The following is a 22605-nucleotide window of genomic DNA, read 5'->3' as shown; positions in this document are numbered from 1 at the left end:
ATCGTGAGCATTGACAGAGAGGAAAGCCTGTTCCTGACGGTGTCAGAGGACCACCGGCAGCGGCCCATCCCGGAGTATGTGAAGAAGATGAGCGACCCGGTGCGCCAGCTGGGGGGCATGGCGGCGGCCTATGAGGGCGTGATCTTAGGCGGGGCGGACAAGCTGTTCGGCCTGGACGAGCTGAATGTGTGGCTGCGGCGGCACCGCTACGCCGACTATAACATGGAGGTGCTGCTGCCCATTGCCCACATGTGTCTGGAGTATGCCGTGCGCCTGCACATTCGGGCGGAGCGCCCCGGCGTCCAGACCATGGCCCAGCAGGCCGCCCGGCAGTTGCTGGAGGGCGACCCCCTGCGCCTGCGCGCCACCGCCCGGAACTGGATGTATATCTGCTGGATGGTCCGCCAGTTCCCCCAGGCGGCGGACCGTGACAGCCAGCTCATCCTCCAGAACCTCAAGGGGTTTGAGGATGTGGTGGAGCGCTTCGTCTCCATGACGGAGGAGAGCACCCAATGCCAGACCGCCCAGGCCCTGGTGGAGCGGGCGGTGCTGCTGTATAAAAAGATATTCACCCGCTATTTTGCCCCCGACCACGACCAGGACCCGGTGCCCGAGAATATGGGCAGGCCAGACCCCCTGGCCCAGCCCCTGGACGAGGGGGAGCCGCCGGAGCCCGACCTACAGCAGGCGGAACTGAGCTATGAAAAGGCGGGGAATGTGCTCACCGACGGCATCGAGCTGCCGGAGAACGCCCTGGCGGCCATCCCGGAGAGCCTGGAGAAGAACTTCGGCCCCAGCTATCAGACGGCCCAGGCCCTGGAGGAGATGGAGCGGACGGTGTGCGTGGACATCCACGAAAACCGCAAGCTGCTCTTCACCGACGGCCTGCCCGAGAGCGCCTATGAGGGCACCTCCGCCCGGGCGGAGAATCTGCGGGCCAGCCGGGCGGGCAACCGGAAGATGGTGGAGGCGCACGAGAGCTCCGTCCGCCAGGGCATCCGCAGTATCGAGCAGGCCTTTCGCAACGCCCTGAACCTGAAAAACGAGCCGGAGACCTATCGGGCAAGCTGGGGCGCCCTGGTCAGCCGGGACCTGTGGAAGGCGGGCCGGTGCCGGGACCCCAAGCTGTTTGAAAAGGTGTTCCGCCAGGATGACTCCACCGTGGCGGTGGAGCTGCTCATCGACGCCAGCGGCTCGCAGTCTGTCCGCCAGGCCATGGTGGCCATGCAGAGCTATCTGTTCAGCGCCGCCCTCAGTGCCATCCACATCCCCCACCGGGTGATGAGCTACTGCACCTATGGGGATCACACGGTGCTGCGCCGCTTCCGGGACTATGACGACGGCCCGGCGGCGGACCGAAAGATATTGGAGTATCGGGCCACGTCCAACAACCGGGACGGGTTAGCCCTGGCCGCTGCCGGGGTGGACCTGATGCGTCGGCGGGAGGACCACAAGATCCTCATCGTCTTCAGCGACGGCCTGCCCAACGACATGGTCAGCGGGCGGGTCCGGGCGGGCAAACCCAAAAAGTATGTGGGGGAGGAGGCCGTGCGGGACACCTGCTTTCAGGTGCGCAAGCTGCGCCGGGCTGGGGCCTATGTCCTGGGCATCTTTCTGGGGGACGACGACGAGCTGGAAAACGAGCGGATGATCTATGGCTCCGCCTTCCTGCGCATCCGCCGGGCAGAGGACTTCGGCGGCTCGGCGGGAAAACGCTTAAGCGAGATACTGCTGCAATTGTAAAGCAAAATAGCCTAACAGAAAAAAGTCGCTCCCCGGGCTTACCGGGGGGCGGCTTTTGCAGCGTTTCGTCACTGGATGTCCAGATACATCTTGTGGGTGGGGGGCGCGTACTGCCGGTCGATGCGGGCCAGGTCCTCCTCGTCCAGAGTCAGGGCGTTGGCCCCGGCGTTTTCCAGGGTGTGGTCCGGGTGACCGGTGCGGGGGATGGCGATGGTGTGCCCGTCCCGGACGCACCAGGCCAGCAGCACCTGGATGGGGGTGGCGTGGTGCTTTTCGGCGATGGTCAGCACGGCGGGGTCATTCAGCAGCCCCCGGCGGAGGGAGCCGCCCTGGGCCAGGGGGCAGTAGGCCATCAGGGCTACCTGGTGCTCCCGCATCCAGGGCAGCAGGCTATATTCGATGCCACGGGAGCCCATGTGATAGAGCACCTGGTTCACCTGGCAGTTGCGGCCCTGGGGGATGCGCCACAGCTCCTCCATGTCGTCGATGTCGAAGTTGGACACGCCCCAATTTTTGATCTTGCCCATCTCCTTCAGCTGTTCCAGACAGCGGACGGTCTCCGCCAGGGGCACGCTGCCCCGCCAGTGGAGGAGATACAGGTCCAGATAGTCCACGCCCATGCGCTTCATGGTGGCGTCGCAGCACTGGAAGATATGCTTCTCTCCGGCGTTCTCCGGCAGGACCTTAGACACCAGGAACAACTCCTCCCGGGGGGTGTTGGCGATGGCCTCGCCCACCAGCTTTTCGCTGCGTCCGCCGCCGTACATCTCCGCCGTGTCGATCAGGCGCATCCCCGCGCCCACGCCGGTGCGCAGGGCTGAGATCTCCCGCGCCCGGGCAGCCGGGTCGTCCCCCAGATACCAGGTGCCCTGTCCCAGGGCGGGGACGGTGGCGCCTGACGCCAGGGTGATGGTTTTCACGTCCATGGAATGACCTCCTAACAGTTTATCTCGTCATCTCAGTGTACGACAAAAAACGGGGGAGAAAAAGAGAAAAACTACACAAAAAGGGGCCCTCGCCGCCGCCGGGATTTGACGAAGGTCAGCGCTTTTCACTGAGCTGCTGGTCGATCTGCCGGATAGCTTCCAGCACGGCCTCCTGGTCCTGGGGCAGGGGCACCCGCAGCCGGGCCGAGTTCTGGCCCAGTCCCACAAAGGAGCGGCCCGACACCACCTTGATGTGGAAGGGGTCGAAGCAGGCCTTCAGGTCCACGGCGGGGTCCGGGTGGGTGAGGAGGAAAATGGGGGTCTCCGGGCGGGTGTAGGAGAGGGTGAGGGTGTCCCACTGCTCGGTCAAGAAGGGGGCCTTCAGCTGGGCGGTCACCTGGCGGGTGTGGTCTAAGAACCCCTCGTCTTCTAAGGCGGCCTGGGCCACCGCCCGGGCGGGGCAGGAGCAGATGTAGGGGTGGGTGATGTTGTCCAGGGGTACGATGAGCTGGGGCGGCAGGATGCCATAGCCTGCCCGGATGCCCGCCAGACCGTGGGCCTTGGAGAAGCTGCGCAGCACCACCAGATTTTCAAAGGTATCCGTCAGGCCGATGGCCGACTCCTCCCGGGGCAGATAGTCCCCATAGGCCTCGTCGATGATGACGGGGATGGACAGCTGGGCCGCCAGGGCCACCACCCGGCGGATGTCGGCCAGGGGGATGGCCTGGCCGGTGGGGTTGTTGGGGGAGTCGATGTACACCAGCTTGTGCTGCTGGCCGATGTGGGCCAGCATCTCCTCCGGGTCAAAGCGGAACCGGTTCTCCGGGCGCAGGGGGACGAAGTCATATTCCGCCCCCCACATGCCCACGTCGCTGGCAAACTCCGCGTAGCAGGGTCCGATGCCCGTGACACGGTCCCCAGGCTCTAAAAATAAGCGGCACACGTCATACAGCAGACTTTGGGAGCCCTCCCCCAGGAAGATGCGCTCCGGGGCCAGGGGGACGATGTCCTGCCAATAGCGCTGGATGCTCTCCTTCATGACCACGGTGTGGGGATAGTTCTGGGCCAGGGAGTGGTCCAGGTGCTGAAGGGCCTGCCGGGCCTTTTCCGAGACGGTGTGGACGTTCACGCCGTCGCCGCAGTCGATGGTATACTGGGTCTCGGGACCCTCCACGGCATAGCTGGTTTTCAGTTTGTTTTTGATATACGGCTTCACAGGGAGATTCATAGGGACGCTCCTTTCAATTTATAATTGGGAAACGGCTATGGAACCGGGGCAAAGCGGGGAAACCAGCGGGGAATAGTGACCTGAAATTGGCATAGTTGCACAAGATAATATCAGAATAGAAAAAATGTGTCGATAAAATGACGAAAGGCCCCGGCGCCGGATGTCTCCGGGGACGGGGCCTTGCCAATGATAAAGTCAATGATAAAATTTAGTAGGATGATGAGGGAATGAAAAAAGTTGACCGCTTATCCATACGCACCCCAGCGGCCAGAGTATTTTCGTCTCTGGCCGCCGGGGGTTTTCAGGAAAACCACCCCTCCAGCTTCCCCAGCAGCTCCATGCCCTTGAATTTCAACACATAAGGCCCGGAGTCGCCTGCCACCAGCTTGGCCTGGCCGGAGGTGAACTGGCCGGCCTGGGCGGCGTCGTCTACCGTCTCGCTGGCCGCGCCCAGGCACAGGGGAGGATAGGCCACGCACCACCAGTTCTGCCCCTGGCCGCTGCCGATGACCACCCGCAGGGCTTCATATTCCCCGGCTGGGAGGGCGAAGCCGTCATAGGTCTTGGTGGGGAACCAGCAGCGGGTGAGCTGGGCGGTGACCCGGTCTGTGCCGCCGTGGGCGTCCACCACCGCCTGGCCCGCCGCCGCCAGCTCATCCAGATGATCCGCCAGGGCGGCCCGGGCCTGGTCCAGGGTGGCGTCGGGGGGATAGAGGGCCTCCGCCTGGGAGAGCACCCCGTCCCGCACCGCCAGCTTCAGAGCCTGGTCCTCCGCCGAATCTGAGTTGGCGATGACGTGGAGCCGGACCACCCGCCCGGCCAAAGCCCGCTGCTCGCCCCCCAGCCAGGCCCCCAGCACCAGAGCGAGGGTTACCCCCAGCATCAGGGCCAACTCCCAGCGTCTCAGTTTGCAATCCATAAAAATCCCTCCCGGCGGCAAAAAACCGCCCATACCGTAAGTAATTTGCTTACAGTATGGGCGGAAAGTGGGAAGATTAAACGGTCTCGGCACAGAAAAACCTCTTGATAGCGCTGCTTCAGAGCGTCGTAGGCGGCTTGGGCCTGGGTCTGGCTGGCAAACAGGCCGAAGGCGGTGGGGCCGGTGCCGCTCATGTTGGCCCCCAGAGCGCCCTGCTGGATCAGGGTGTTTTTGATGTCGGCCACCCGGGCAAACTGCCGCTCGGGGAGCACGTCCTCGAACACGTTGTACATCCGCCGGGCCACCTCCATCAGGTCCCCCTGGTCCAGAGCGGCCATCAGGCCGTCGGCGTCGGGGCGGCGGCGGATGCGGCAGCTGTCGATGCGGGCGAACAGCTCCGGGGTGGACACGGGGAAGTCGGGCTTGCAGGCCACCACCCAGCAGTGGGGCACGGGGGGACAGGGGGGTGAGCACCTCGCCCCGGCCCTGGGCCAGAGCGGTGCAGCCCAGCACGCAGTAGGGCACGTCAGAGCCAACACCCTCGCCCACATGGGCCAGTTCCTCCGGGGAGAAGGGGCTGCCCTCCAGTTGATTCAAAGCCCGGAGGACGGCGGCGGCGTCGCTGCTGCCCCCGGCCATTCCGGCGCACACGGGCACGTGTTTGGTGATGGCGATGTCCAGGTCACGGGCGGGGCGGCCCAGGGCCTGATAGAAGCACACCGCCGCCTTGCCCGCCAGGTTCTTCTCCCCGGTGGGCAGGAAGTGGAAGCTGCTGCTGACCTGGATGCCGGGGGTCTGGCCTGGGCGCAGGGTGAGCCGGTCGGCCAGGGTGATGGACTGCATGACCATTTTCAGGTCGTGATAGCCGTCCGCCCGGCGGCCCAGCACGTCCAGGGTGAGGTTCAGCTTGGCGGGGGCCTGAACGGTGATCTCATCCATGACGGGACCTCCTTCTTACAGCCGGATCTTCCTGGCTTCCAGATAGAACCGCTTGTCCTGGGCCTCGCCCATGGAGAAGGTCTTCCGGGGCAGCACCCCGTCGAAGATCACCGTGGGGAAGAGGGACTCCTTGGCCATGGCGGGCAGCAGGAAGCCCATGGCCCCCGGCTGCTGGGACAGCTGGCGCACCACGTCGTCCCCGTGGATGTAGTCCACCCTTGCGGCGGGATGAGCCTTCAGATAGTCATCCAGGAAGGCCTGGAGGGTGCCCACGGCCAGCTGGGCGGCGGGGTGGGGGACGGTGTAGTCCTGCTCATGGCCCTGGTACACTGCGGTGAAGACGTGGCCCTCGCCCTTGCCAGCGTGAACGCCGGGGTAATACTCTTTCAGAGCAGCCAGCAGGTCCTCCGGCTCCACGCCGAAGACCACCCGGTGGATGGGCTCGAACTCCAGGGATTCGTCGTGGAGGTTGTTCAGCTCCACCAGGGCATACCGGGCGGGGAGACTGGCCCACTGCTCCGGGGGGGTGAGCTTCTTCTGACGCTGATAGCACTCCTTCGCGGTGGCCAGGGAGTGGTTGCCGTCGCCCACGGCGAACAGCAGCACGCTGGCGTCGGGGGCGGTGTGATACCGGGCGCGGAAGGCCTCCGGGTCGGCCAGACGGCACAGGGCGTCGGCCACCTGGGTCATCTGGGTCTGGGACAGCTGCCAGCCCCGGATGTGGCCGCCGTGCTCCATCAGCTCAAAGTCATAGAGGGGGGTCATGTCCCCGGTGTGGGCGGACAGAGGCTCGATGACCGTCTTGTCCGGGTCATCGGCCAGCAGCATGACGTGGGGCAGCTCGATGGGGGCGTTCTTCCGCACGGCCACCCGGGGCGGGATGCGGGAGAGGACCGTCCCCTCGGTGGCCCGGATGGGGGCGGAGGAGCCGGGTTCGTAGTCATACTGCTCCAGGTCCACCATGCCAATGAGGCCCCGGCGGGTCTTGCCGCTGCTGAGGGTACGCTCCACATAGAACAGGCTGCCGGGATAGAGGGCGAAGCGGCCATCCCGCAGATAGCGGCTCATGGTGTTGTTGATTTCGGTGATGTCGGTCTCCACGTTGGGACCCTCTAGGCAGCTCTCGGGCAGGATGAGCCGCAGGGAGGAGGGGGCGGAGCCTACCCGCTCCTCCACCCGCTGCCAATATTCCGGCTGGGAAGTATACTGGTCGCAGGCCACCACGCTCCACAGGGACAGGTCGCAGTCCTGGGGCAGCAGAATATCCGCCGGGCGGAAGGGAAGTTCTTCGTAAGTCATGGTATACGCCTCGTTCTCACAAATTCTTGTTTTCCCGCCCCGAAGGGGCGGGAAAACAACGGTTTTACAGGGCGGCCTTGATGGCGGCGAGCAGGTCGCCAAACTCCTCAAAGGCGAGCAGCTCGGGGTGGTCGGCCTTGATGGCGGCGGTGCTCTTGAACAGGAAGCCCGCCTTGCTGGCCTGGATCATGCCCAGGTCGTTGAAGCTGTCCCCGGCGGCGATGGTCTCGAAGCCGCAGGACTGAAGGGCCTTCACGGTGGTCAGCTTGGACTGGGGGCAGCGCATCTGGAAGCCGGTGATCTCGCCGCTGGGGGCCACCTCCAGGGTGTTGCAGAACAGGGTGGGCCAGTTCAGCTTCTTCATCAGGGGCTTGGCGAACTGCTCAAAGGTGTCGCTGAGGATGATGACCTGGGTCTCCTCCCGCAGGGCGTCCAGAAACTCCCGGGCGCCGGGCAGGGGATCGATGGTGGCGATGGTGGCCTGGATCTCCTTCAGCCCCAGGCCGTGCTCCTTCAGCACGCCCAGCCGCCAGTTCATAAGCTTGTTATAGTCGGGCTCGTCCCGGGTGGTGCGCTTCAGCTCGGGGATGCCGCTGGCCTCGGCAAAGGCGATCCAAATTTCGGGGACCAGCACGCCCTCCATATCCAAACAGACAACATTCATTGTAAACACCCTTTCGTTGTAAATTTAATTTAGTGATAAGTTAGGAGTGATGAGATAGGAGTGATTTAACTCATCACTCCTAACTCCTAACTCATCCCTCACTGCGTCCCTGCTTGCGGCGCAGGTTGGTGAGGAAGTTGTCCATGCGGGCGATGGACTCGGCGATGTCCTTCATGGAGGCGGCGTAGCAGGCGCGGACGAAGCCCTCGCCGCCGGGGCCGAAGGCATTGCCGGGGATGACGGCCACCTTCTCCTCCATAAGGAAGCGCTCGCAGAACTCCTCGCTGCTCAGACCGGTGGAGCGGATGTCGGGGAAGACATAGAAGGCGCCCTTGGGCTCGAAGCAGGACAGGCCGATGCGGTTGAGATTTTCCACCAGATACCGGCGGCGGCGGTCATACTCCTCCCGCATGTGCTCGATGTCGGGGTCGCCGTTGCGCATGGCCTCCACGGCGGCATACTGGCTGGTGGTGGGGGCGGACATGATGCCGAACTGGTGCAGCTTCAGCATCTGCTGGATAACGGGCTCCGGCCCGCACACATAGCCCATGCGCCAGCCGGTCATGGCGTGGCTCTTGGAGAAGCCGTTGACCACGATGGTCCGGTCCTTCAGGCTGGTGAGGTTGGCGGGGGAGACGTGGCGCTGGCCATAGGTCAGCTCGGCATAGATCTCGTCGGACAGGACCATGATGTCCGTGCCCTCCAGCACCTGGGCGATGGCCTCTAAGTCCTGGCGGTCCATAGTGCCGCCGGTGGGGTTGCAGGGGAAGGGCAGCACCAGCACCTTCGTTTTGGGGGTGATGGCGGCGCGCAGCTCCTCGGGGGTCAGGCGGAACTTGTTCTCCACCTTCAGCTCCAGATACTTGGGCACGCCCCCGGCCATCTCGGTCAGGGGACCGTAGCACACGAAGGAGGGGGTGGGGATGATGACCTCGTCCCCCGGGTTGAGCAGACAGCGCAGGGTCAGGTCGATGCCCTCGCTGCCGCCCACGGTGACCACGATCTGGTGGGCGTAGTCATATTGCAGGTCGAAGCGGCGGTTGAGATAGGCGGCGATCTCCCGGCGGAGCTGGAGCAGACCGGCGTTGGAGGTGTACTTGGTGTGGCCCCGCTCCAGAGAGTAGATGCCCGCGTCCCGGATGTGCCAGGGAGTGACGAAGTCGGGCTCGCCGATGCCCAGGGAGATGGCGTCGGTCATCTCCTCCAGAATGTCAAAGAACTTGCGGATGCCCGAGGGCTTGACCCCCTGGATGCGCTGGTTCAGGATGTTTTCATAGTTCATACGAAGATATACTCCCTTTCCTCAGGGTCCTGGGGGCGGAACACCAGGTGCTTTTCCTTATATTTTTTCAAAATGAAGTGGGTGGCCGTGCCGGTGACGCCCTGGATGGTAGACAGCCGCTCGCTGACGAACAGGGCCACCTCCCGCAGGGTGCGGCCGGAGATGATGACGGTCAGGTCGAAGGCACCGCTCATGAGATACATGCTCTCTACCTCGTCATACTGATAGATGCGCTCGGCGATGCGGTCAAAGCCGTCGGCGGACTGGGGGACCACGTTCACCTCGATCAGGGCGGTGACGGCCTCCTTGTGGACCCGGTCCCAGTCGATGATGGCCTTATAGCCCAGAATGACCCGCTCTTCCTCATATTTGTGAATGGCTGCCTTCACGTCTGCCTCAGACATCCCCGCGATGGTCGCCAACTGCTCTGTGGTCATGGAACAATCCTGCTCCAACAGCTCCAACAGCTTATCCATGTGGATTCCTCCGTTCTCATTTGAGTGTTTCAGTATCAAACAATACTTCATTTTATTATACATAGCCCGGGGGAGAAAAACAATCCCGGAATTGCGCTTTTTACCCTTTGCGGGGCGGGCGCGGCATGATAAAATAAACAGGATAAGACATGGACGAGAAAGGGGCGGGCAGACATGACGGTGCAGCAGCTGAGATATGTGGTGGCGGTGGCCGAGGCCGGGTCCATCACCGAGGCGGCCCGGCAGCTGTTCCTCTCCCAGCCCAGCCTGTCCAGCGCCATAAAAGAGCTGGAGGGGGAGATCGGGCGGCCCCTGTTTCTGCGGGGGCGCACGGGCATCACCCTGACCCGGGAGGGCATGGAGTTTTTGGGCTATGCCCGCCAGGTGCTGCGGCAGATGGAGGTGCTGGAGGACCGCTATGTGGCCAAGCGCCCGGAAAAGGTCCGCTTCGGCGTGTCCGCCCAGCACTATACCTTTGCGGAGAACGCCTTTGTGGAGCTGGTAAAAGAGTATGGTCAGGATCGGTATGAATTCTATTATAACGCCACGGGGACCCATCAGATCTTAGAGGACGTGAAAAACCGCATCTGCGAGCTGGGGGTCATCTATCTCTCAGCGGAGAACGAGGCCGCCCTTGGAAAGGTGCTGGAGGAATACGGCCTGGTCTTTGTGCCCATGTTCTATGCCCGGCCCCACGTGTTCCTGCAAAAGGACCACCCTCTGGCGGGCAAGGCCCGGGTGACGCTGGACGACCTGGCCCCTTACCCCCGGCTGAACTTTGTGCAGGGGGCATACGAGGCGGTGTATTACGCCGAGGAGCTGTTCAGCGCGGTTCCCGCAGATCGAGAGATCCGGGTGAATGACCGGGGGGCCGTGGTCAATTTCATGCTGGGCCTGAATGCCTACACCATCTCCAGCGGCATCTTTCCCAAGTATCTGAACGGGGAGCGCATCGTGGCGGTGCCCCTGGCGGAGCAGGCCCGGATGCAGATCGGCTATGTCCTGCCGGAGAAGCAGGAGCTCAGCCCCCTGGGGCAGGCGTATGTGGACGCCATGAGACGGTATGCCCTGGATGGCTATAGGGAAAAACTATGAAATTGTATAAAGAATAGGAATTATGTATGGGCACTCTCCGTCTGGTATAATGCCGGACAGAGAGAGGATGATGGGAATGCCCGCCTATGCCCTTGTAAATTTTTTGATCTATTGTCTGGTGAACTCCTTCACGCCGGGGCCGGGGAACATCCTGGCCCTGAACACGGTGACCAACTATGGCTGGAAAAGGGAAAGCCGCTGTTCTTCGGGATATTCGCCGGGTACTATGCCGTGCAGTTCTTGTGCGCCCTGGTGGTGTATGGGGTGAACGCCATGCTGCCCGGGGTGATGGGTGTCATCAGGTATGCGGGGGCGGCCTATATCCTGTGGCTGGCCGTCCACATCGCCCTCAGCCGCCCCGACCTGGACCAGGGGGAGCAGTCGGCCTCCTTTTGGAAGGGCTTTGTGCTCCAGTTCGTCAACGTGAAGATCTATATGTTCGGGATCACGGCCCTCTGACGGGCTATATCGTGCCCTATACTTCGGCCCTGCCCGCCCTGCTGTTTTTCGAGGGGATGATCGCCACCATCGGGACTGTCGCCACCGGCACCTGGATCGCCGCAGGCATGCTGATCCAGCGGTTCTATCGGGCCCACTACAGGCCGGTGAACATCCTGCTGGCCCTGACCCTGCTGGAGTGCGTCTATGGGATACTGAAATAAGCTGCCGAAGGGCTCCGCCACGTGCGGGGCCCTTTGTCGTGGGCAGATATAAAATTGAAGATATTTTACAAGACTTTTGGATGTTCCGGCGCTAAAATAGGGCCCGGAAAGGAGGGGAGAAGCATGAGAAAAGAGGAGCGGACGGCGGTCTATGACGACGCGCTGCACATCGAAGCCTATCGCTTTCAGGGCTTTGCCCAGCCCTTTCCCAACCACTTTCACGAGCACTATGTGATCGGTCTTGTGGAGGACGGGCAGCGGACGCTGAGCTGCAAAAATCGGGAGTATTCCATCGCCCCGGGGGACATCGTTTTATTCGATCCGGGCGATGACCACGGCTGCGCCCAGCTGGGCGGCGGGACGTTTGACTATCGGGGCTTTCATATCGCCAAGGACGTGATGCTGGCCCTGGCGGAGGAGGTGACGGGGCGGCGGGAACTGCCCGGCTTTTGTAAAAACGTCATCCGGGACGAGGAGATCGTCTGCTGTCTGCGCTCCCTCCACCAGCTGGTGATGGAGGGCGTCTCCGACGTTGGTGCGGAGGAAAACCTGCTGCTTCTGGTCTCCGCCCTGATCCAGAAGTATGGGCAGCCCTTTGAAGACTGCGCGCCGGAGTGTACCCGGGAGATCGAACGGGCATGTGCGTTTATGGAGCAGAACTTTGACCGGCGGATCAGCTTAGACCAGATATGCCGCCATGGGGGGCTGAGCAAGTCTGCGCTCCTCCGGGCGTTTACCAGGGCAAAGGGCGTTACCCCGTACCGATATTTAGAGACCGTGCGCATCAACCGGGCAAAGGCGCTGCTGGAGCAGGGCGTCCCGCCCATCGAGGCCGCCGCCCGGACGGGATTTTCCGACCAGAGCCATTTCACCAACTACTTCAGCCGCTTCATCGGCCTGGCCCCCGGCGTATATCGGGAGATGTTTTTCAACAGAGCACAAACAGAAGAGAAAGGATGACTGACATGGATATACAAAATGAAAAATGCGTCATGGTGATGGACGAGCGTTTGCCCCTGGGGCTGATCGCCAACACGGCAGCCATCATGGGCATCACCCTGGGGAAGAAGCTGCCCCAGGTGGTGGGGGCGGATGTGACCGACCAGACAGGAAACGAGCACCTGGGGATCATCGAGTTCCCCGTGCCCATTTTGAAAGGGAGCGGGGAGCGCTTAAAGGAGATCCGGGAGAAGCTCTATGACCCGGACTTCTCCGATTTGACCGTGGTGGATTTTTCCGACCTGGCCCAGGGCTGCAAGACCTATGACGAGTTCATAGGGAAGATGAGCCAGACGCCGGAGACCGACCTGGGCTATTTCGGCGTCGCCATCTGCGGGGCGAAGAAAAAGGTGAACAAGCTGACAGGGAACCTGCCGCTGCTGCGGTGACAGAGCTGCTTTGCGTCGGGGCGGAACATGTGGTATAATACGGGCAAAACCGCACCGAAGGGAGCAGAACATGGACATATTGGACATCATGAAGGGGAGCGCGGGCTATGCCAGCGGATATGAGAACACCCCCGTGGCCCAGCAGCGCCGGGCAAAGCGCCTGTGCTGGGAGTATAACCGCACCGCCCCGGACGAGGAGGAGAAGCGCCGGGAGATATTAAAGCAGCTGCTGGGCACCTGCGGCCCTATGACCGGCATCGAGCCGGACTTCCACTGTGACTATGGCTTTAACATCCACCTCCACGGCCTGGCCGTCATCAATTATAACTGCGTGATCTTAGATACCTCCCCGGTCCACATCGGCGGGGGAGCCTTCATCGCCCCGGGGGTCTGTCTGGCCTGCTCCGGCCACTCCATCGACCCGGAGCAGCGGGGGCAGGGCGTGGGCACCTCCGCCCCCATCACCCTGGAGGAGAACGTGTGGATCGGGGCCAACGCCACAGTGTGCGGCGGCGTGACCATCGGCGCAGGCTCGGTCATCGGCGCGGGCAGCGTGGTCACCCACGATATCCCCGCCGGGGTCATCGCCGCAGGCGCGCCCTGCCGGGTTATTCGGGCCATCACCCCGGAGGACAAGATCGCCCCGGAAGACATTCTGTTCTGACGGGGAGGACGAAGGCGTGAAAAAAGAATGGTTTGCCCTGTCGCCCGGGGAGCGGGGGCTGTGGCTTTTCTCGGTGGCTGTGGTGGCTCTGGCCAGTGTGCTGGGGGGCCAGACCACGGCGGCGGGGGTGCTGGGCCCCGTCATCGGGGTGACGGCCCTCATTTACATCGCCCGGGGGGCGGTGCTGGGCCAGGTGCTGATGGTGGTGTTCAGCCTGGTCTATGGTTATCTGTCCTTTCAGTGCCAGTATTATGGGGAGATGGTCACCTATATGGGCATGACCGGGCCCATCTCCGCCATGACGGTGGTCACCTGGCTGCGCCACCCCAGTCAGGAGGAAAATCAGGTGGAGGCAGCCCGCCTGTCCCCACGGCTGCGCCGGATCATGGCGGTCAGCGCGGCGGTGACCACCTGGGCCTTTTACTACATTTTAAAATACTTCCATACCGCTCAGCTGCCCCTGAGCACCCTGTCCGTCACCACCAGCTTTTTGGCATCGTACCTCATGCTGTTTCGCAGCAGCATGTATGCCGTGGCCTACGCCGCCAACGACCTGGTGCTCATCGGCCTGTGGGTGCTGGCCGCCCGGAACGACCCGGCCAACTGGTCCATGGCCATCTGCTTTGCCATGTTTTTCTGCAACGATCTATATGGCTTTGTCAGCTGGCGCAGACGGCAGCGGCAGCAGGAGATGCTGAAAGCACAACAAGAGAACTGAGTGATGTCATTCCGAGGAGCGAAGCACCCGCAAGGGGTACGCCGCATCCGTAAGGCAGCAAAGCTGCCAACGGCTGCGCAGCGACGTGGGAATCCGTCCTTTTGGACGAGAGGAACGGATTGCCGCGTCAGGGCTGCGCCCTTCTTCGCAATGACAAGATGTAAAACGGACCCGTCGCGGGAGATTGAACCGCGGCGGGTCCGTTTTTGGTTCTAGTCTAAGGGGGACAGGCATAGGATGGGGGCAAAGGAGGGGACAGGCATGGAGACGGAAAAACGGACTTGGGCCTTTGACCAGGCGGCGGGGGCGCTACCCCAGCGGCTGCGGCGGCTGGCCCTGACCCTGCCCCCGGGGGAGCGGGCCTGGGCGGAGGAGCTGCGGCTGCGGGCGGGACAGCCCCTGTCGGTGGTATTTCCAACGGGAGAGCGGAGCCTGGGTGGGCCGCCGGTGGAGCCACGAGAGCTGGAGCAGCTGCTGGAGCTGGCCACCCGGGCCTCGGTCCACGCGGCCCTGCCCCAGCTGCGCCGGGGCTTTCTCACCATAGAGGGGGGCCATCGTATCGGCCTGTGCGGCACGGCGGTGATGCGGGAGGGGGAGATCGTCCAGCTGCGGAACCTGTCCTCCGCGTCGGTCCGCATCGCCCGGCAGGTGAAGGGAGCGGCGGACGGCCTGCTGCCCCGGCTGTGCCAGGGGGGACGGCTGACGGACACCCTGATCTTAGCGCCCCCGGGGCTGGGCAAGACGACGCTTCTGCGGGACCTGATCCGCCAGGTGTCCGACGGGACAGACTGCGAACCCCTGCGGGTGGCCCTGGCGGACGAGCGGGGGGAGGTGGCCGCCCTGTATCAGGGGCTGCCCCAGCTGGACGTGGGGGCGCACACCGACGTGCTGGACGGCTGCCCCAAGGCCCAGGGGCTGATGCTGCTGCTGCGGGCCATGAACCCCCAGGTGCTGGCGGTGGACGAGATCACCGCCCCGGAGGACGTGGCTGCCCTGTGCGCAGCGGCGGGCTGCGGGGTGACGGTGCTGGCCACCGCCCACGGGGAAAACCGGGAGGACCTGCTCCGGCGGGCGGTGTATGCCCCCCTGTGGGAGCGGGGCCTGTTCCGCCGCCTGGTGACCATCCGCCGGGGACAGACGGGACGGGAATACGTGGTGGAGGAGCTGAACTGACATGGTGCGTCTGCTGGGTGCGGTGCTGGTGGCCGGGGGTGCGGCCTGGGCGGGACTGTCCGCGGCGGAGGGATTAAAACGCCGCGTCCGGGCGCTGGATGCCCTGGTGGACGGTCTGTCCCTGCTGGAGCAGGAGCTGGAGCTGGACAGCCCGCCCCTGCCCGAGCTGATGGAGCGGCTCATTTCCCGCAGCGCAGGCCCCGCCCGAGCGCTGTTCCAGGGCTGCCGGGAGAGCCTGGATCGTCTGAGCCGGGAGCCCTTCTCACAGAGCTGGCGCAGGCTGACGGAGACCCTGCCCGGCCTGGACGAAGAGGCCCGCCGGGCTTTAAGTCCCCTGGGGGACACCCTGGGCCGGTGCGATTGGCAGGAGCAGCAGCGCCGGGTGGCCGCCGTCCGGGGCCGCATCGAGACCCTCCGCGCCCAGGCGGAGGAGGAGCAGCGGCGGCAGGGGAAGGTCTGCCGGGCGCTGGGGGCCGCCGGAGGGTCGTTTTTGGTCATTCTCCTGCTGTAAAGGCGGCGGGGATACGAAAGAGGGGGACGGAAATGGACGTGGACCTTATTTTTAAGATCGCCGCCGTGGGCATTCTGGTGGCGGTGCTCAACCAGGTGCTCAGCCGGGCGGGCCGGGAGGAACAGGCCATGATGACCACCCTGGCGGGGCTGGTGGTGGTGCTGATGATGGTGGTGCGGGAGATCGCCGACCTGTTCGACCTGGTGAAGACCTTGTTCCACCTGTGATGGACGGCATGGTCCAGGTGGCCGCCGTGGGGGTGACGGCGGCCCTGCTGGCGGGGGTGCTCCGCCGGGGCGCGCCGGAGTTCTCCCTGGTATTGGTGCTGTGCGCCGGAGCCTGGATGCTCCTCTCTGCGGCGGACAGCCTGGGGGCGGCGGTGGCCCTGATGGAGGAACTGGCCGGTCTGGCGGGGCTGGACGAGGCCCTGCTGGAGCCGGTGGTGAAAACGGTGGCGCTGTCCATCCTCACCCGTTTGACGGCGGAGGTGTGCCGCTCCTCCGGCGAGGGAGGGTTGGCCGCCTTTGTGGAGACGGCGGGGACGATCCTGGCCCTGGGGGCAGCCCTGCCCCTGGCCCGGGCGGTGACGGTCCTGCTGGCGGAGATGCTGATATGAGACGATGGGTGATATTTGTATTGACGCTGGTGCTGTGTATTATCCCTGCGGCGGCGCTGGACGGGGAGACTGTCCCCGGCTGGGATGGGCTGTGGGACCAGGCGGAGGACTATGGCGTGTCCCAGGACACAGGACTGGAGGGCGGCTTATCTCAACTGGTCGTCCAGGGTTTGGAGCAGTTGAAAGCGTTGGCGGGGCGGAGCATCGCCACGGGAGTGAAGCTGCTGGCGGTGGTGCTGGTGTGCGGCCTGGCTCAGAGCGCCGCCCTGCCGGGGCAGCAGGAGGGAGTCCAGGCGGCAGAGCTGGCGGGAGCGCTGGCCATCACCGCCCTGACCATGACCGACGTGGCCGCCATGATCGGCTTAGGGCGGGAGACCCTGAGGCGGATGGACGACTTCGCCCAGGCTCTGCTGCCGGTGATGGCCGCCCTCACCGCCGCCACAGGCCGGGTGTCCGGCGCGGCGGTGGGCCAGGGGGTGACGGTGCTCTTCTCCCAGCTGCTGTTAGACGCCATGGATGGCCTGCTCATCCCCCTCATCGACGGCTATGTGGCCGTCAGCTGCGCCTGGGCGGCGGTGGACAGTCCGGGGCTGAAAAAGCTGGGGGAGCTGATGAAGGGGGCCGCCGCCCTGATTTTAACGGGGCTGCTGCTGGCCTTTGTGGGCTATCTCACCGCCAGCGGGGCCATTGCGGGCAGCGTGGATGCCGCCGCGGTGAAAACGGCCAAGCTGGCCATCTCCCGGGCCATCCCCGTGGTGGGGGGGATTCTGGCCGACGCGTCAGAGACGGTGCTGGCCGGGGCGGGGGTCCTGCGGGGCACGGTGGGGACGGCGGGGATGCTGGTGGTGCTGGCCATCTGTCTGACCCCCTTCCTCCACCTGGGGCTGCACTATCTGGTATACAAGGCCGCAGCGGCTCTGTGCGCTTTGATCGCCCAGCCCAGGCTCAGCGGCCTGATCGATGCGTTGGGCGGGGCCTTCGGCATGGTACTGGGCATGACGGGGGCGGGGGCGCTGGTGCTGCTGGTCAGTGTGGCCTCCGCCCTGACGGCGGTGGGAGGTGGATAGGATGAAAACGTGGCTGATGCGGGTCATCGCGGCGGCCATCTTGTGTACCATCGCCCAGGACCTGTCCCCAAAAGGCAGCGTGAAGCAGGTGGGGCGGCTGGTGTGCGCCATGGTGCTGCTGTGCGTGGTGCTCTCCCCGGTGAAGACGCTGGACATGGCGGCGGGGAGCCAATGGCTGACCAACTATCGGGCGACCCTGGCGGACAGCCGGGCGGCCCTGGCGGAGCAGGGGGAGGAAATCCAAATGGCCGTCATAGGGGAGAAATACCGGGCATACATTGAGGACAAAGGGGCGCAGCTGGGGCTGAACTGTCAGGCCCAGGTGGACTGCCGGGAGGAGGGAGAGATATATGTGCCGGACCGGGTGCAGGTGACGGGGGACCTGTCCCAGGGGGACTGGGACGGGCTGCGCCGCTGCCTGGAGGAGGAACTGGGCGTGCCCCCGGAGCGGCAGGAGTTTCGGGAGGAGGGCGCGCCGTGAAGGAGCCGGAAAGCAAACTTCTGAACCGGCTGGACCAGCGATGGCGGGAGCTGCTGGGCACTTATCGCTGGGCGCTGATCGTGGTGGCGGTGGGGGCGCTGCTCATGGCCCTGCCCACCGGGAGCGGGAGAAACGCCGGTGAGGCGTCAGCAGAGGTCAGCGCCGGGGCGGCGGAGGACTTTGACCTGGAGGGCTTTGAGACTCGGCTGGCGGAGGCCCTGTCCCGGGTGGAGGGGGCGGGGGAGACCCGGGTGGTGCTCACCCTGGACGGGGGCGCCCGGAGCGTGCTGGCCCGGGATAGCCAGACAGATGGCGACGGCAGCGGCAGCTCCACCGTGGTCACCGTGGGCCGGGGCTCCGGGAACCAGAGCGTGGTGCCGGTGCAGACCCTCACCCCCAGCTTTCGGGGGGCGCTGGTGGTGTGCCCCGGGGGCGGAGACCCGCTGGTGCGGCTGCGGCTGAGCCAGGCGGTGGCCGCCCTCACGGGCTTAGGCAGCGACAGGATATCCATTTGTCAGGGGACAAATTAACAAGCGGGAGGAATGAACATGAGAACGGGAAAAAAGGGGACGAACTGGGTGCAGCTGTGGAAGCGCAACGCGGTGGTGGCGGCCATCGCCCTGTTCGTCTGCGCGGCGGTATACTTAAACTGGAGCTATGACCAGCAGGCCCAGGCGGGCAAGACCCTGGGACAGTCCACCATGGTGGGGGGCCAGAGCCAGGACCCCCTGCTCTCTCAGGAGACGGACGCCTCCGCCGGGGACACCTCCACCTCCGCCCCCGCCCAGGAGACGGCGGAGCCGGGCAGCGCCAGCGGGGACTACTTTGCCGCCGCCCGCCTGAACCGCCAGCAGGCCCGGGACAGCGCCCTGTCTCTGCTCCAGGACGCAGCGGGGCGGGAGGACGCGGACCAGACGGTGAAGGACCAGGTGAACACCGCCATCCAGACCATGGCCGACTATACCGTCACCGAGGCCCAGATCGAAAATCTGGTGCTGGCCAAGGGATATGCCGACTGCGTGGCCTTCATCGGGGAGGACTCCCTCAGTCTGGCGGTGGCCGCGCCGGAGAGCGGCCTGACCGAGGCGGACACCGCCAAGCTGGTAGATGTGGTGAACCAGACCGCAGGCTTCACCGCCGACCAGATCAAGATCATTCAGGTGAATTAAGCAATTTAAGCAAAAGTCGGGGGACGGTTCCTGTGATTGGTTTTCATCACAGGAACCGTCCCCCTGATTATGACTATTTTTACTCGGGGATAGGAAGCCCCAGTTTCTTTAGCGCTGAAATGACCTCGTCCTCGCTGCGTTTGGACAATGTGGTCATCTGCGCAAGTGAAAATTTCTGTTCGCTCATGCTCTGGATAAACTGAAGGAACGCTTCGTTGAGTTGCTTCTTGACAATATCTTCAACAGTTCTATCGACTTCCTTCTTAACAAGGTCTTCCACTGCTCGGCACATAGTCCCAACTCCTTTCGGCTCTTCTTTGAAATATTTCGCACGCTGTTTCAGTGCCTGGAAATGCATCGGTAATCACGGGGACTTCTGATTAGGCACTAATCACAAGAACCGTCCCTATGATTATTTCTGCCCGGCTTGAAAAAAGGCTCGAAAAACGGCGGCGGATATGGTATGATTTATTTTAACGAAAAATGAGAAGGAGTCGCTGCCATCGTGAGGAAAACGCCGGAGCAGGTGCGGGCCATTGTGGAGGAGCTGAAGGTCCTCTATCCAGACAGCCTGTGTTCCCTGCAATATGAAAAGGATTATGAACTGCTGTTTGCCGTGCGCCTGGCCGCCCAGTGTACCGACGAGCGGGTGAATAAGGTCACTCCCGCCCTGTACGCCCGGTTCCCCACCCTGGAGGCCCTGGCCCAGGCGGACGTGGCGGAGGTGGAGGGCTTGGTCCACTCCACCGGCTTCTTCCGGGCCAAGGCCCGGGACATCGTCCTGTCGGCCCAGATGCTGCTGCGGGACGTATGGGGGCCGGGTGCCCGACACCATGGAGGAGCTGTTAAAGCTGCCCGGGGTGGGGCGGAAAACGGCTAACCTGATCCTGGGCGACGTGTATCACGTGCCCGGGGTGGTGGTGGCGGACACCCACTGCATCCGCATTACCGGGCTGCTGGGCCTCACCGACGGGTCCAAGGACCCGGGGAAGGTGGAGCAGCAGCTGCGCCGGGTGCTGCCCCCGGAGGAGTCCAACAACTTCTGCCACCGGATGGTCCTCCATGGCCGGGCGGTGTGCATCGCCCGGCGGCCCCAGTGCCAGAGCTGCACCCTGCGGCCCTGGTGCGACTACTTCATGAAAAACGGAGAGGAGGAGACTCCATGATGATGGACCCCGGCTTTGGTTTCAGCTCCTTTGAGAACACGTTTGCCATCGTCCTCGTGATCGTGGTCATCGGTTCGTTCATCGTCATGGCGGTGCGGGGCACGGCCCAATGGCACCGGAACAATCAGTCTCCCCGGCTGACGGTGGAGGCCGAGCTGGTGAGCCGCCGCACTGAGGTGTCCACCTTTCACCACGGCGGCCACAACGGGACCGACATGTGCCACACCAGCAGCAGCACCACCTATTATGTGACCTTCCAGGTGGACAGCGGGGACCGGATGGAGTTCTCCGTCAGCGGCCAGGAATACGGCCTTTTGGCCGAAGGGGACCGGGGCAAGCTGACCTTCCAGGGGACAAGATACCTGGGCTTTGAACGGGAAAAGGCGGAAAGGACTTGAACTTTACATTGACTGAGAGAACAGAGACGAGAACAAAGAAACAGACGATGAGCCGCTGGGCCATCTATGTGCTGGGGATGCTGGTGCTGGCCCTGGGACTGACCCTGAACACCAAGACGGGGCTGGGGGTGTCCCCCATTCTGTCCCTGGCTTATTGCAGCACCCAGATCTGGGGCGTGAACCTGGGGGACGCCACTTTCGTGCTGTATACCATCTTCGTGATCGCCCAGCTCATCATCCGGGGCAAGCACCGGCAGTGGTATGACCTGCTGCAGCTGCCCCTGAGTCTGGTGTTCAGCCGGGTGTTGAATCTGTATGACCGCTTCATCACCTATGACCCGGCCAAGCACGGCCTGCCCTCTAACCTGGTCTGTCTGGCCCTGGCCATCATCGTCACCGGCATCGGCGTGGCCATGACGGTGAACATGCGCCTGGTGCCCAACCCCGGGGACGGCATCGTCCAGGCCATCGCCGATCTCATTGGCCGGGACCAGGGCTTTGCCAAGAACTGCTTCGACCTGGTGTGCGTGGTCCTCACGGTGATCCTCAGCCTGGCGACGCTGGGCAAGATCACGGCGGTGGGCCTGGGCACGGTGCTGGCCATGCTGTTCGTGGGCCGGGCCATTTCCCTGGTGAACCACTTTTTTAAGGAAAAAATGTGCCGCGCGGCGGGGATGGCTTAAAAACCGCCGCTTTTTCAGAAAGGAAGTACGCAAATGGCATACCGCCCTCTGGCGGATGAGATCCGCCCCAGCTCCCTGGACGACGTGGTGGGACAGGGGCACATTTTGGGCAAAGACGGCCTGCTCCGCCGCATCATCGAGGGGGGCGACGTGCCCAACCTGATCTTCTATGGCCCCTCGGGCACGGGGAAGACCACCGTGGCCAACATCATCGCCCAGCGCACCCGGCGGCCCCTCCACCGGCTGAACGCCACCACCGCCGCCATCTCTGACATCAAGGAGATCATGGGCCAGGTGGGCACCCTGCTGGCCCCGGAGGGGGTGCTGCTCTATCTGGACGAGATCCAGTATTTCAACAAAAAGCAGCAGCAGTCCCTGCTGGAGTTCATGGAGGACGGGCGCATCACCCTCATCGCCTCCACCACGGAGAACCCCTTCTTCGCCGTGTTCGGAGCGGTGCTGTCCCGGGCCACGGTGTTCGAGTTCAAGCAGATCACCGCCCAGGACGCCCTGCCCGCCGTGGAGCGGGGCTTTTCCATTATGGAGCAGCGCCTGGGGGCCCAGGCCCAGTGCGAGCCGGGGGTGAAGGAATACATCGCCCAGGCCTGCGGCGGCGACATCCGAAAGGCCATGAACGCGGTGGAGCTTCTGCTCAGTGCCGCCAAGCGCCAGCAAGGAAAACTCCTTGTCACTCTGAGCGACGCGGAGACGGTGGCCCAGAAGTCGGCCATGCGCTATGACCGGGAGGGAGACGCCCATTTCGACATCGCCTCCGCCCTGATGAAGTCCCTGCGGGGCTCTGACCCGGACGCGGCATTGCACTATCTGGCCCGGCTGCTGGAGGCGGGAGATATGCTCACCGCCATCCGGCGGCTGCTGTGCTCGGCCAGCGAGGACGTTGGCATGGCCTATCCCATGGCGGTGCCCATTGTGAAAGCCTGCGTGGACAACGCGTTGCAGTTGGGTCTGCCCGAGGCACGGCTGCCCCTGGCCCAGGCGGCGGTGCTGCTGGCCACCGCCCCCAAGTCCAACTCGGTGTACGAGGGTCTGGCCGCCGCCATGGCGGACATCCGCCACGGCAAGACCGGGGACATCCCCCGGCACTTGCAGAATGTCCACGCCGACTCCTCCGGGATGGAGCGGGAGCAGGGCTATCTCTATCCCCACGACTTCCCCAACCACTGGGTGCAGCAGCAATACCTGCCCGACGAGCTGGCGGGGACCCAGTATTACCACTTTGGCCCCAACAAGACGGAGCAAGCGGCCCGGCGGTATTGGGAGGAGATCAAAAAGCCTAAAGACCTGGATCAGACAAAACCGTAAATTCCTGGTATGACC

Annotated in this window: 28 protein-coding genes and 2 pseudogenes; 20 read left to right on the top strand and 10 right to left on the bottom strand. The window is 63.9% G+C overall.

What is annotated here, in order from left to right; all coding sequences use genetic code 11:
- Positions 1-3 precede the first annotated feature (3 nt).
- Entirely contained in the window at positions 4-1743 is a 1740-nt protein-coding gene (locus ACSAMP_RS11965; protein WP_457800612.1) for a cobaltochelatase CobT-related protein, read from the top strand.
- Between the two features lie 68 nt (positions 1744-1811).
- On the opposite strand, the gene ACSAMP_RS11960 is transcribed toward ACSAMP_RS11965, so the two are convergent.
- From ACSAMP_RS11960 to ACSAMP_RS11920, 9 genes and pseudogenes are all read right to left on the bottom strand, one after another.
- Positions 1812-2669 (bottom strand): aldo/keto reductase, encoded by an 858-nt coding sequence (locus tag ACSAMP_RS11960; protein ID WP_457800611.1) that lies wholly within the window; start codon positions 2667-2669, stop codon positions 1812-1814.
- A 115-nt stretch (positions 2670-2784) separates the two neighbouring features.
- Positions 2785-3897 carry a pyridoxal phosphate-dependent aminotransferase gene (locus ACSAMP_RS11955; RefSeq protein ID WP_457800610.1) on the bottom strand — a complete coding sequence of 371 codons (1113 nt, stop codon included), beginning with the start codon at positions 3895-3897 and terminating at the stop codon, positions 2785-2787.
- A gap of 301 nt (positions 3898-4198) precedes the next feature.
- Positions 4199-4816 carry a stage II sporulation protein R gene (locus tag ACSAMP_RS11950; RefSeq protein WP_457800979.1) on the bottom strand — a complete coding sequence of 206 codons (618 nt, stop codon included), beginning with the start codon at positions 4814-4816 and terminating at the stop codon, positions 4199-4201.
- Positions 4801-5109: a 4-(cytidine 5'-diphospho)-2-C-methyl-D-erythritol kinase gene (locus ACSAMP_RS11945; protein ID WP_457800978.1), complete on the bottom strand. Its 309-nt coding sequence runs from the start codon at positions 5107-5109 to the stop codon at positions 4801-4803. Before ACSAMP_RS11945 ends, ACSAMP_RS11950 begins: the two co-directional genes overlap by 16 nt.
- A 223-nt stretch (positions 5110-5332) precedes the next feature.
- Positions 5333-5755, bottom strand: a pseudogene (locus tag ACSAMP_RS11940) (4-(cytidine 5'-diphospho)-2-C-methyl-D-erythritol kinase); the annotation flags it as partial.
- Between the two features lie 15 nt (positions 5756-5770).
- The gene (locus ACSAMP_RS11935; protein ID WP_457800609.1) at positions 5771-7054 is read right to left on the bottom strand and encodes a DUF1015 domain-containing protein; all 1284 of its coding nucleotides are present in this window, start codon (positions 7052-7054) and stop codon (positions 5771-5773) included.
- Between the two features lie 64 nt (positions 7055-7118).
- Positions 7119-7718: a bifunctional phosphoserine phosphatase/homoserine phosphotransferase ThrH gene (gene thrH / locus ACSAMP_RS11930; RefSeq protein ID WP_441795934.1), complete on the bottom strand. Its 600-nt coding sequence runs from the start codon at positions 7716-7718 to the stop codon at positions 7119-7121.
- Positions 7719-7809: 91 nt separating this feature from the next.
- Entirely contained in the window at positions 7810-9000 is a 1191-nt protein-coding gene (locus ACSAMP_RS11925; RefSeq protein ID WP_441795933.1) for an aminotransferase class I/II-fold pyridoxal phosphate-dependent enzyme, read from the bottom strand.
- On the bottom strand, positions 8997-9476 hold the full coding sequence (locus ACSAMP_RS11920; RefSeq protein ID WP_147561195.1) for an Lrp/AsnC family transcriptional regulator: 480 nt from the start codon (positions 9474-9476) through the stop codon (positions 8997-8999). The genes ACSAMP_RS11925 and ACSAMP_RS11920 overlap by 4 nt, the downstream gene beginning before the upstream one ends.
- A gap of 174 nt (positions 9477-9650) precedes the next feature.
- Between ACSAMP_RS11920 and ACSAMP_RS11915 the strand changes: the two genes are divergently transcribed.
- From ACSAMP_RS11915 to ACSAMP_RS11845, 15 genes are all read left to right on the top strand, one after another.
- Entirely contained in the window at positions 9651-10571 is a 921-nt protein-coding gene (locus ACSAMP_RS11915) for a LysR family transcriptional regulator (RefSeq protein ID WP_457800608.1), read from the top strand.
- A gap of 231 nt (positions 10572-10802) precedes the next feature.
- A complete protein-coding gene (locus tag ACSAMP_RS11910; protein WP_457800607.1) occupies positions 10803-11030 on the top strand; it encodes a LysE family translocator in 228 nt (75 codons plus the stop codon).
- Positions 11031-11041: 11 nt separating this feature from the next.
- Positions 11042-11233, top strand: coding sequence for a LysE family translocator (locus ACSAMP_RS11905; RefSeq protein WP_457800606.1), 192 nt, complete (start codon positions 11042-11044; stop codon positions 11231-11233).
- A gap of 123 nt (positions 11234-11356) precedes the next feature.
- Positions 11357-12193 (top strand): helix-turn-helix domain-containing protein, encoded by an 837-nt coding sequence (locus ACSAMP_RS11900; protein ID WP_457800605.1) that lies wholly within the window; start codon positions 11357-11359, stop codon positions 12191-12193.
- A gap of 5 nt (positions 12194-12198) precedes the next feature.
- Positions 12199-12621 carry a DUF2000 domain-containing protein gene (locus ACSAMP_RS11895; protein WP_457800604.1) on the top strand — a complete coding sequence of 141 codons (423 nt, stop codon included), beginning with the start codon at positions 12199-12201 and terminating at the stop codon, positions 12619-12621.
- Between the two features lie 70 nt (positions 12622-12691).
- Positions 12692-13285 carry a sugar O-acetyltransferase gene (locus ACSAMP_RS11890; RefSeq protein ID WP_441795931.1) on the top strand — a complete coding sequence of 198 codons (594 nt, stop codon included), beginning with the start codon at positions 12692-12694 and terminating at the stop codon, positions 13283-13285.
- Between the two features lie 16 nt (positions 13286-13301).
- Positions 13302-14003 (top strand): nicotinamide riboside transporter PnuC, encoded by a 702-nt coding sequence (gene pnuC, locus ACSAMP_RS11885; RefSeq protein WP_457800603.1) that lies wholly within the window; start codon positions 13302-13304, stop codon positions 14001-14003.
- Between the two features lie 261 nt (positions 14004-14264).
- Positions 14265-15176, top strand: coding sequence for a stage III sporulation protein AB (locus ACSAMP_RS11880; protein WP_457800602.1), 912 nt, complete (start codon positions 14265-14267; stop codon positions 15174-15176).
- Position 15177: 1 nt separating this feature from the next.
- Positions 15178-15687 carry a stage III sporulation protein AB gene (locus tag ACSAMP_RS11875; protein ID WP_441795928.1) on the top strand — a complete coding sequence of 170 codons (510 nt, stop codon included), beginning with the start codon at positions 15178-15180 and terminating at the stop codon, positions 15685-15687.
- A 32-nt stretch (positions 15688-15719) separates the two neighbouring features.
- On the top strand, positions 15720-15914 hold the full coding sequence (gene spoIIIAC, locus ACSAMP_RS11870; protein WP_147561203.1) for a stage III sporulation protein AC: 195 nt from the start codon (positions 15720-15722) through the stop codon (positions 15912-15914).
- Complete coding sequence (locus tag ACSAMP_RS11865) at positions 15914-16303, top strand: SpoIIIAC/SpoIIIAD family protein (RefSeq protein ID WP_457800977.1); 390 nt, start codon at positions 15914-15916, stop codon at positions 16301-16303. The genes spoIIIAC and ACSAMP_RS11865 overlap by 1 nt, the downstream gene beginning before the upstream one ends.
- On the top strand, positions 16300-17370 hold the full coding sequence (locus ACSAMP_RS11860; protein WP_457800601.1) for a stage III sporulation protein AE: 1071 nt from the start codon (positions 16300-16302) through the stop codon (positions 17368-17370). The genes ACSAMP_RS11865 and ACSAMP_RS11860 overlap by 4 nt, the downstream gene beginning before the upstream one ends.
- Position 17371: 1 nt before the next feature.
- Positions 17372-17851: a hypothetical protein gene (locus ACSAMP_RS11855; protein WP_441795926.1), complete on the top strand. Its 480-nt coding sequence runs from the start codon at positions 17372-17374 to the stop codon at positions 17849-17851.
- On the top strand, positions 17848-18381 hold the full coding sequence (locus ACSAMP_RS11850) for a SpoIIIAG-related protein (RefSeq protein ID WP_457800600.1): 534 nt from the start codon (positions 17848-17850) through the stop codon (positions 18379-18381). Before ACSAMP_RS11855 ends, ACSAMP_RS11850 begins: the two co-directional genes overlap by 4 nt.
- A gap of 18 nt (positions 18382-18399) precedes the next feature.
- Positions 18400-19020, top strand: coding sequence for a SpoIIIAH-like family protein (locus tag ACSAMP_RS11845; RefSeq protein WP_441795924.1), 621 nt, complete (start codon positions 18400-18402; stop codon positions 19018-19020).
- 79 nt (positions 19021-19099) lie between these two features.
- Here the strand turns inward: ACSAMP_RS11845 and ACSAMP_RS11840 are convergent, their stop codons facing one another.
- Positions 19100-19312 carry a hypothetical protein gene (locus tag ACSAMP_RS11840; RefSeq protein WP_441795923.1) on the bottom strand — a complete coding sequence of 71 codons (213 nt, stop codon included), beginning with the start codon at positions 19310-19312 and terminating at the stop codon, positions 19100-19102.
- Between the two features lie 213 nt (positions 19313-19525).
- Between ACSAMP_RS11840 and nth the strand changes: the two are divergent.
- The 4 genes and pseudogenes from nth (at position 19526) to ACSAMP_RS11820 (ending at position 22590) form a co-directional block, all read left to right on the top strand.
- Positions 19526-20186 (top strand): annotated as a pseudogene (gene nth, locus ACSAMP_RS11835) (endonuclease III).
- The gene (locus ACSAMP_RS11830) at positions 20183-20584 is read left to right on the top strand and encodes a DUF2500 domain-containing protein (protein ID WP_457800599.1); all 402 of its coding nucleotides are present in this window, start codon (positions 20183-20185) and stop codon (positions 20582-20584) included. Before nth ends, ACSAMP_RS11830 begins: the two are co-directional and overlap by 4 nt.
- Positions 20581-21267 (top strand): YczE/YyaS/YitT family protein, encoded by a 687-nt coding sequence (locus ACSAMP_RS11825; protein WP_457800598.1) that lies wholly within the window; start codon positions 20581-20583, stop codon positions 21265-21267. Before ACSAMP_RS11830 ends, ACSAMP_RS11825 begins: the two co-directional genes overlap by 4 nt.
- A 33-nt stretch (positions 21268-21300) precedes the next feature.
- Positions 21301-22590, top strand: a complete 1290-nt coding sequence (locus ACSAMP_RS11820; RefSeq protein ID WP_457800597.1) for a replication-associated recombination protein A — start codon at positions 21301-21303, stop codon at positions 22588-22590.
- Positions 22591-22605 lie beyond the last annotated feature (15 nt).

Source organism: Flintibacter sp. SJQ-8, assembly GCF_054108085.1.
Note: the sequence above shows the minus strand (reverse complement) of the source record. Positions and strands in the feature narration are given on the sequence as shown.

Coding starts and splice junctions, on each gene's coding strand:
- ACSAMP_RS11900 (WP_457800605.1), top strand. CDS start 11,357: ATGAGAAAAGAGGAGCGGACGGCGGTCTATGACGACGCGCTGCACATC.
- ACSAMP_RS11950 (WP_457800979.1), bottom strand. CDS start 4,816: ATGGATTGCAAACTGAGACGCTGGGAGTTGGCCCTGATGCTGGGGGTA.
- ACSAMP_RS11855 (WP_441795926.1), top strand. CDS start 17,372: ATGAAAACGTGGCTGATGCGGGTCATCGCGGCGGCCATCTTGTGTACC.
- ACSAMP_RS11860 (WP_457800601.1), top strand. CDS start 16,300: ATGAGACGATGGGTGATATTTGTATTGACGCTGGTGCTGTGTATTATC.
- ACSAMP_RS11890 (WP_441795931.1), top strand. CDS start 12,692: ATGGACATATTGGACATCATGAAGGGGAGCGCGGGCTATGCCAGCGGA.
- ACSAMP_RS11945 (WP_457800978.1), bottom strand. CDS start 5,109: ATGTACAACGTGTTCGAGGACGTGCTCCCCGAGCGGCAGTTTGCCCGG.
- thrH (WP_441795934.1), bottom strand. CDS start 7,718: ATGAATGTTGTCTGTTTGGATATGGAGGGCGTGCTGGTCCCCGAAATT.
- ACSAMP_RS11865 (WP_457800977.1), top strand. CDS start 15,914: ATGGACGGCATGGTCCAGGTGGCCGCCGTGGGGGTGACGGCGGCCCTG.
- ACSAMP_RS11875 (WP_441795928.1), top strand. CDS start 15,178: ATGGTGCGTCTGCTGGGTGCGGTGCTGGTGGCCGGGGGTGCGGCCTGG.
- ACSAMP_RS11845 (WP_441795924.1), top strand. CDS start 18,400: ATGAGAACGGGAAAAAAGGGGACGAACTGGGTGCAGCTGTGGAAGCGC.
- ACSAMP_RS11960 (WP_457800611.1), bottom strand. CDS start 2,669: ATGGACGTGAAAACCATCACCCTGGCGTCAGGCGCCACCGTCCCCGCC.
- ACSAMP_RS11880 (WP_457800602.1), top strand. CDS start 14,265: ATGGAGACGGAAAAACGGACTTGGGCCTTTGACCAGGCGGCGGGGGCG.
- ACSAMP_RS11955 (WP_457800610.1), bottom strand. CDS start 3,897: ATGAATCTCCCTGTGAAGCCGTATATCAAAAACAAACTGAAAACCAGC.
- ACSAMP_RS11925 (WP_441795933.1), bottom strand. CDS start 9,000: ATGAACTATGAAAACATCCTGAACCAGCGCATCCAGGGGGTCAAGCCC.
- ACSAMP_RS11920 (WP_147561195.1), bottom strand. CDS start 9,476: ATGGATAAGCTGTTGGAGCTGTTGGAGCAGGATTGTTCCATGACCACA.
- ACSAMP_RS11830 (WP_457800599.1), top strand. CDS start 20,183: ATGATGATGGACCCCGGCTTTGGTTTCAGCTCCTTTGAGAACACGTTT.
- ACSAMP_RS11915 (WP_457800608.1), top strand. CDS start 9,651: ATGACGGTGCAGCAGCTGAGATATGTGGTGGCGGTGGCCGAGGCCGGG.
- ACSAMP_RS11895 (WP_457800604.1), top strand. CDS start 12,199: ATGGATATACAAAATGAAAAATGCGTCATGGTGATGGACGAGCGTTTG.
- ACSAMP_RS11935 (WP_457800609.1), bottom strand. CDS start 7,054: ATGACTTACGAAGAACTTCCCTTCCGCCCGGCGGATATTCTGCTGCCC.
- spoIIIAC (WP_147561203.1), top strand. CDS start 15,720: ATGGACGTGGACCTTATTTTTAAGATCGCCGCCGTGGGCATTCTGGTG.
- ACSAMP_RS11840 (WP_441795923.1), bottom strand. CDS start 19,312: ATGTGCCGAGCAGTGGAAGACCTTGTTAAGAAGGAAGTCGATAGAACT.
- ACSAMP_RS11820 (WP_457800597.1), top strand. CDS start 21,301: ATGGCATACCGCCCTCTGGCGGATGAGATCCGCCCCAGCTCCCTGGAC.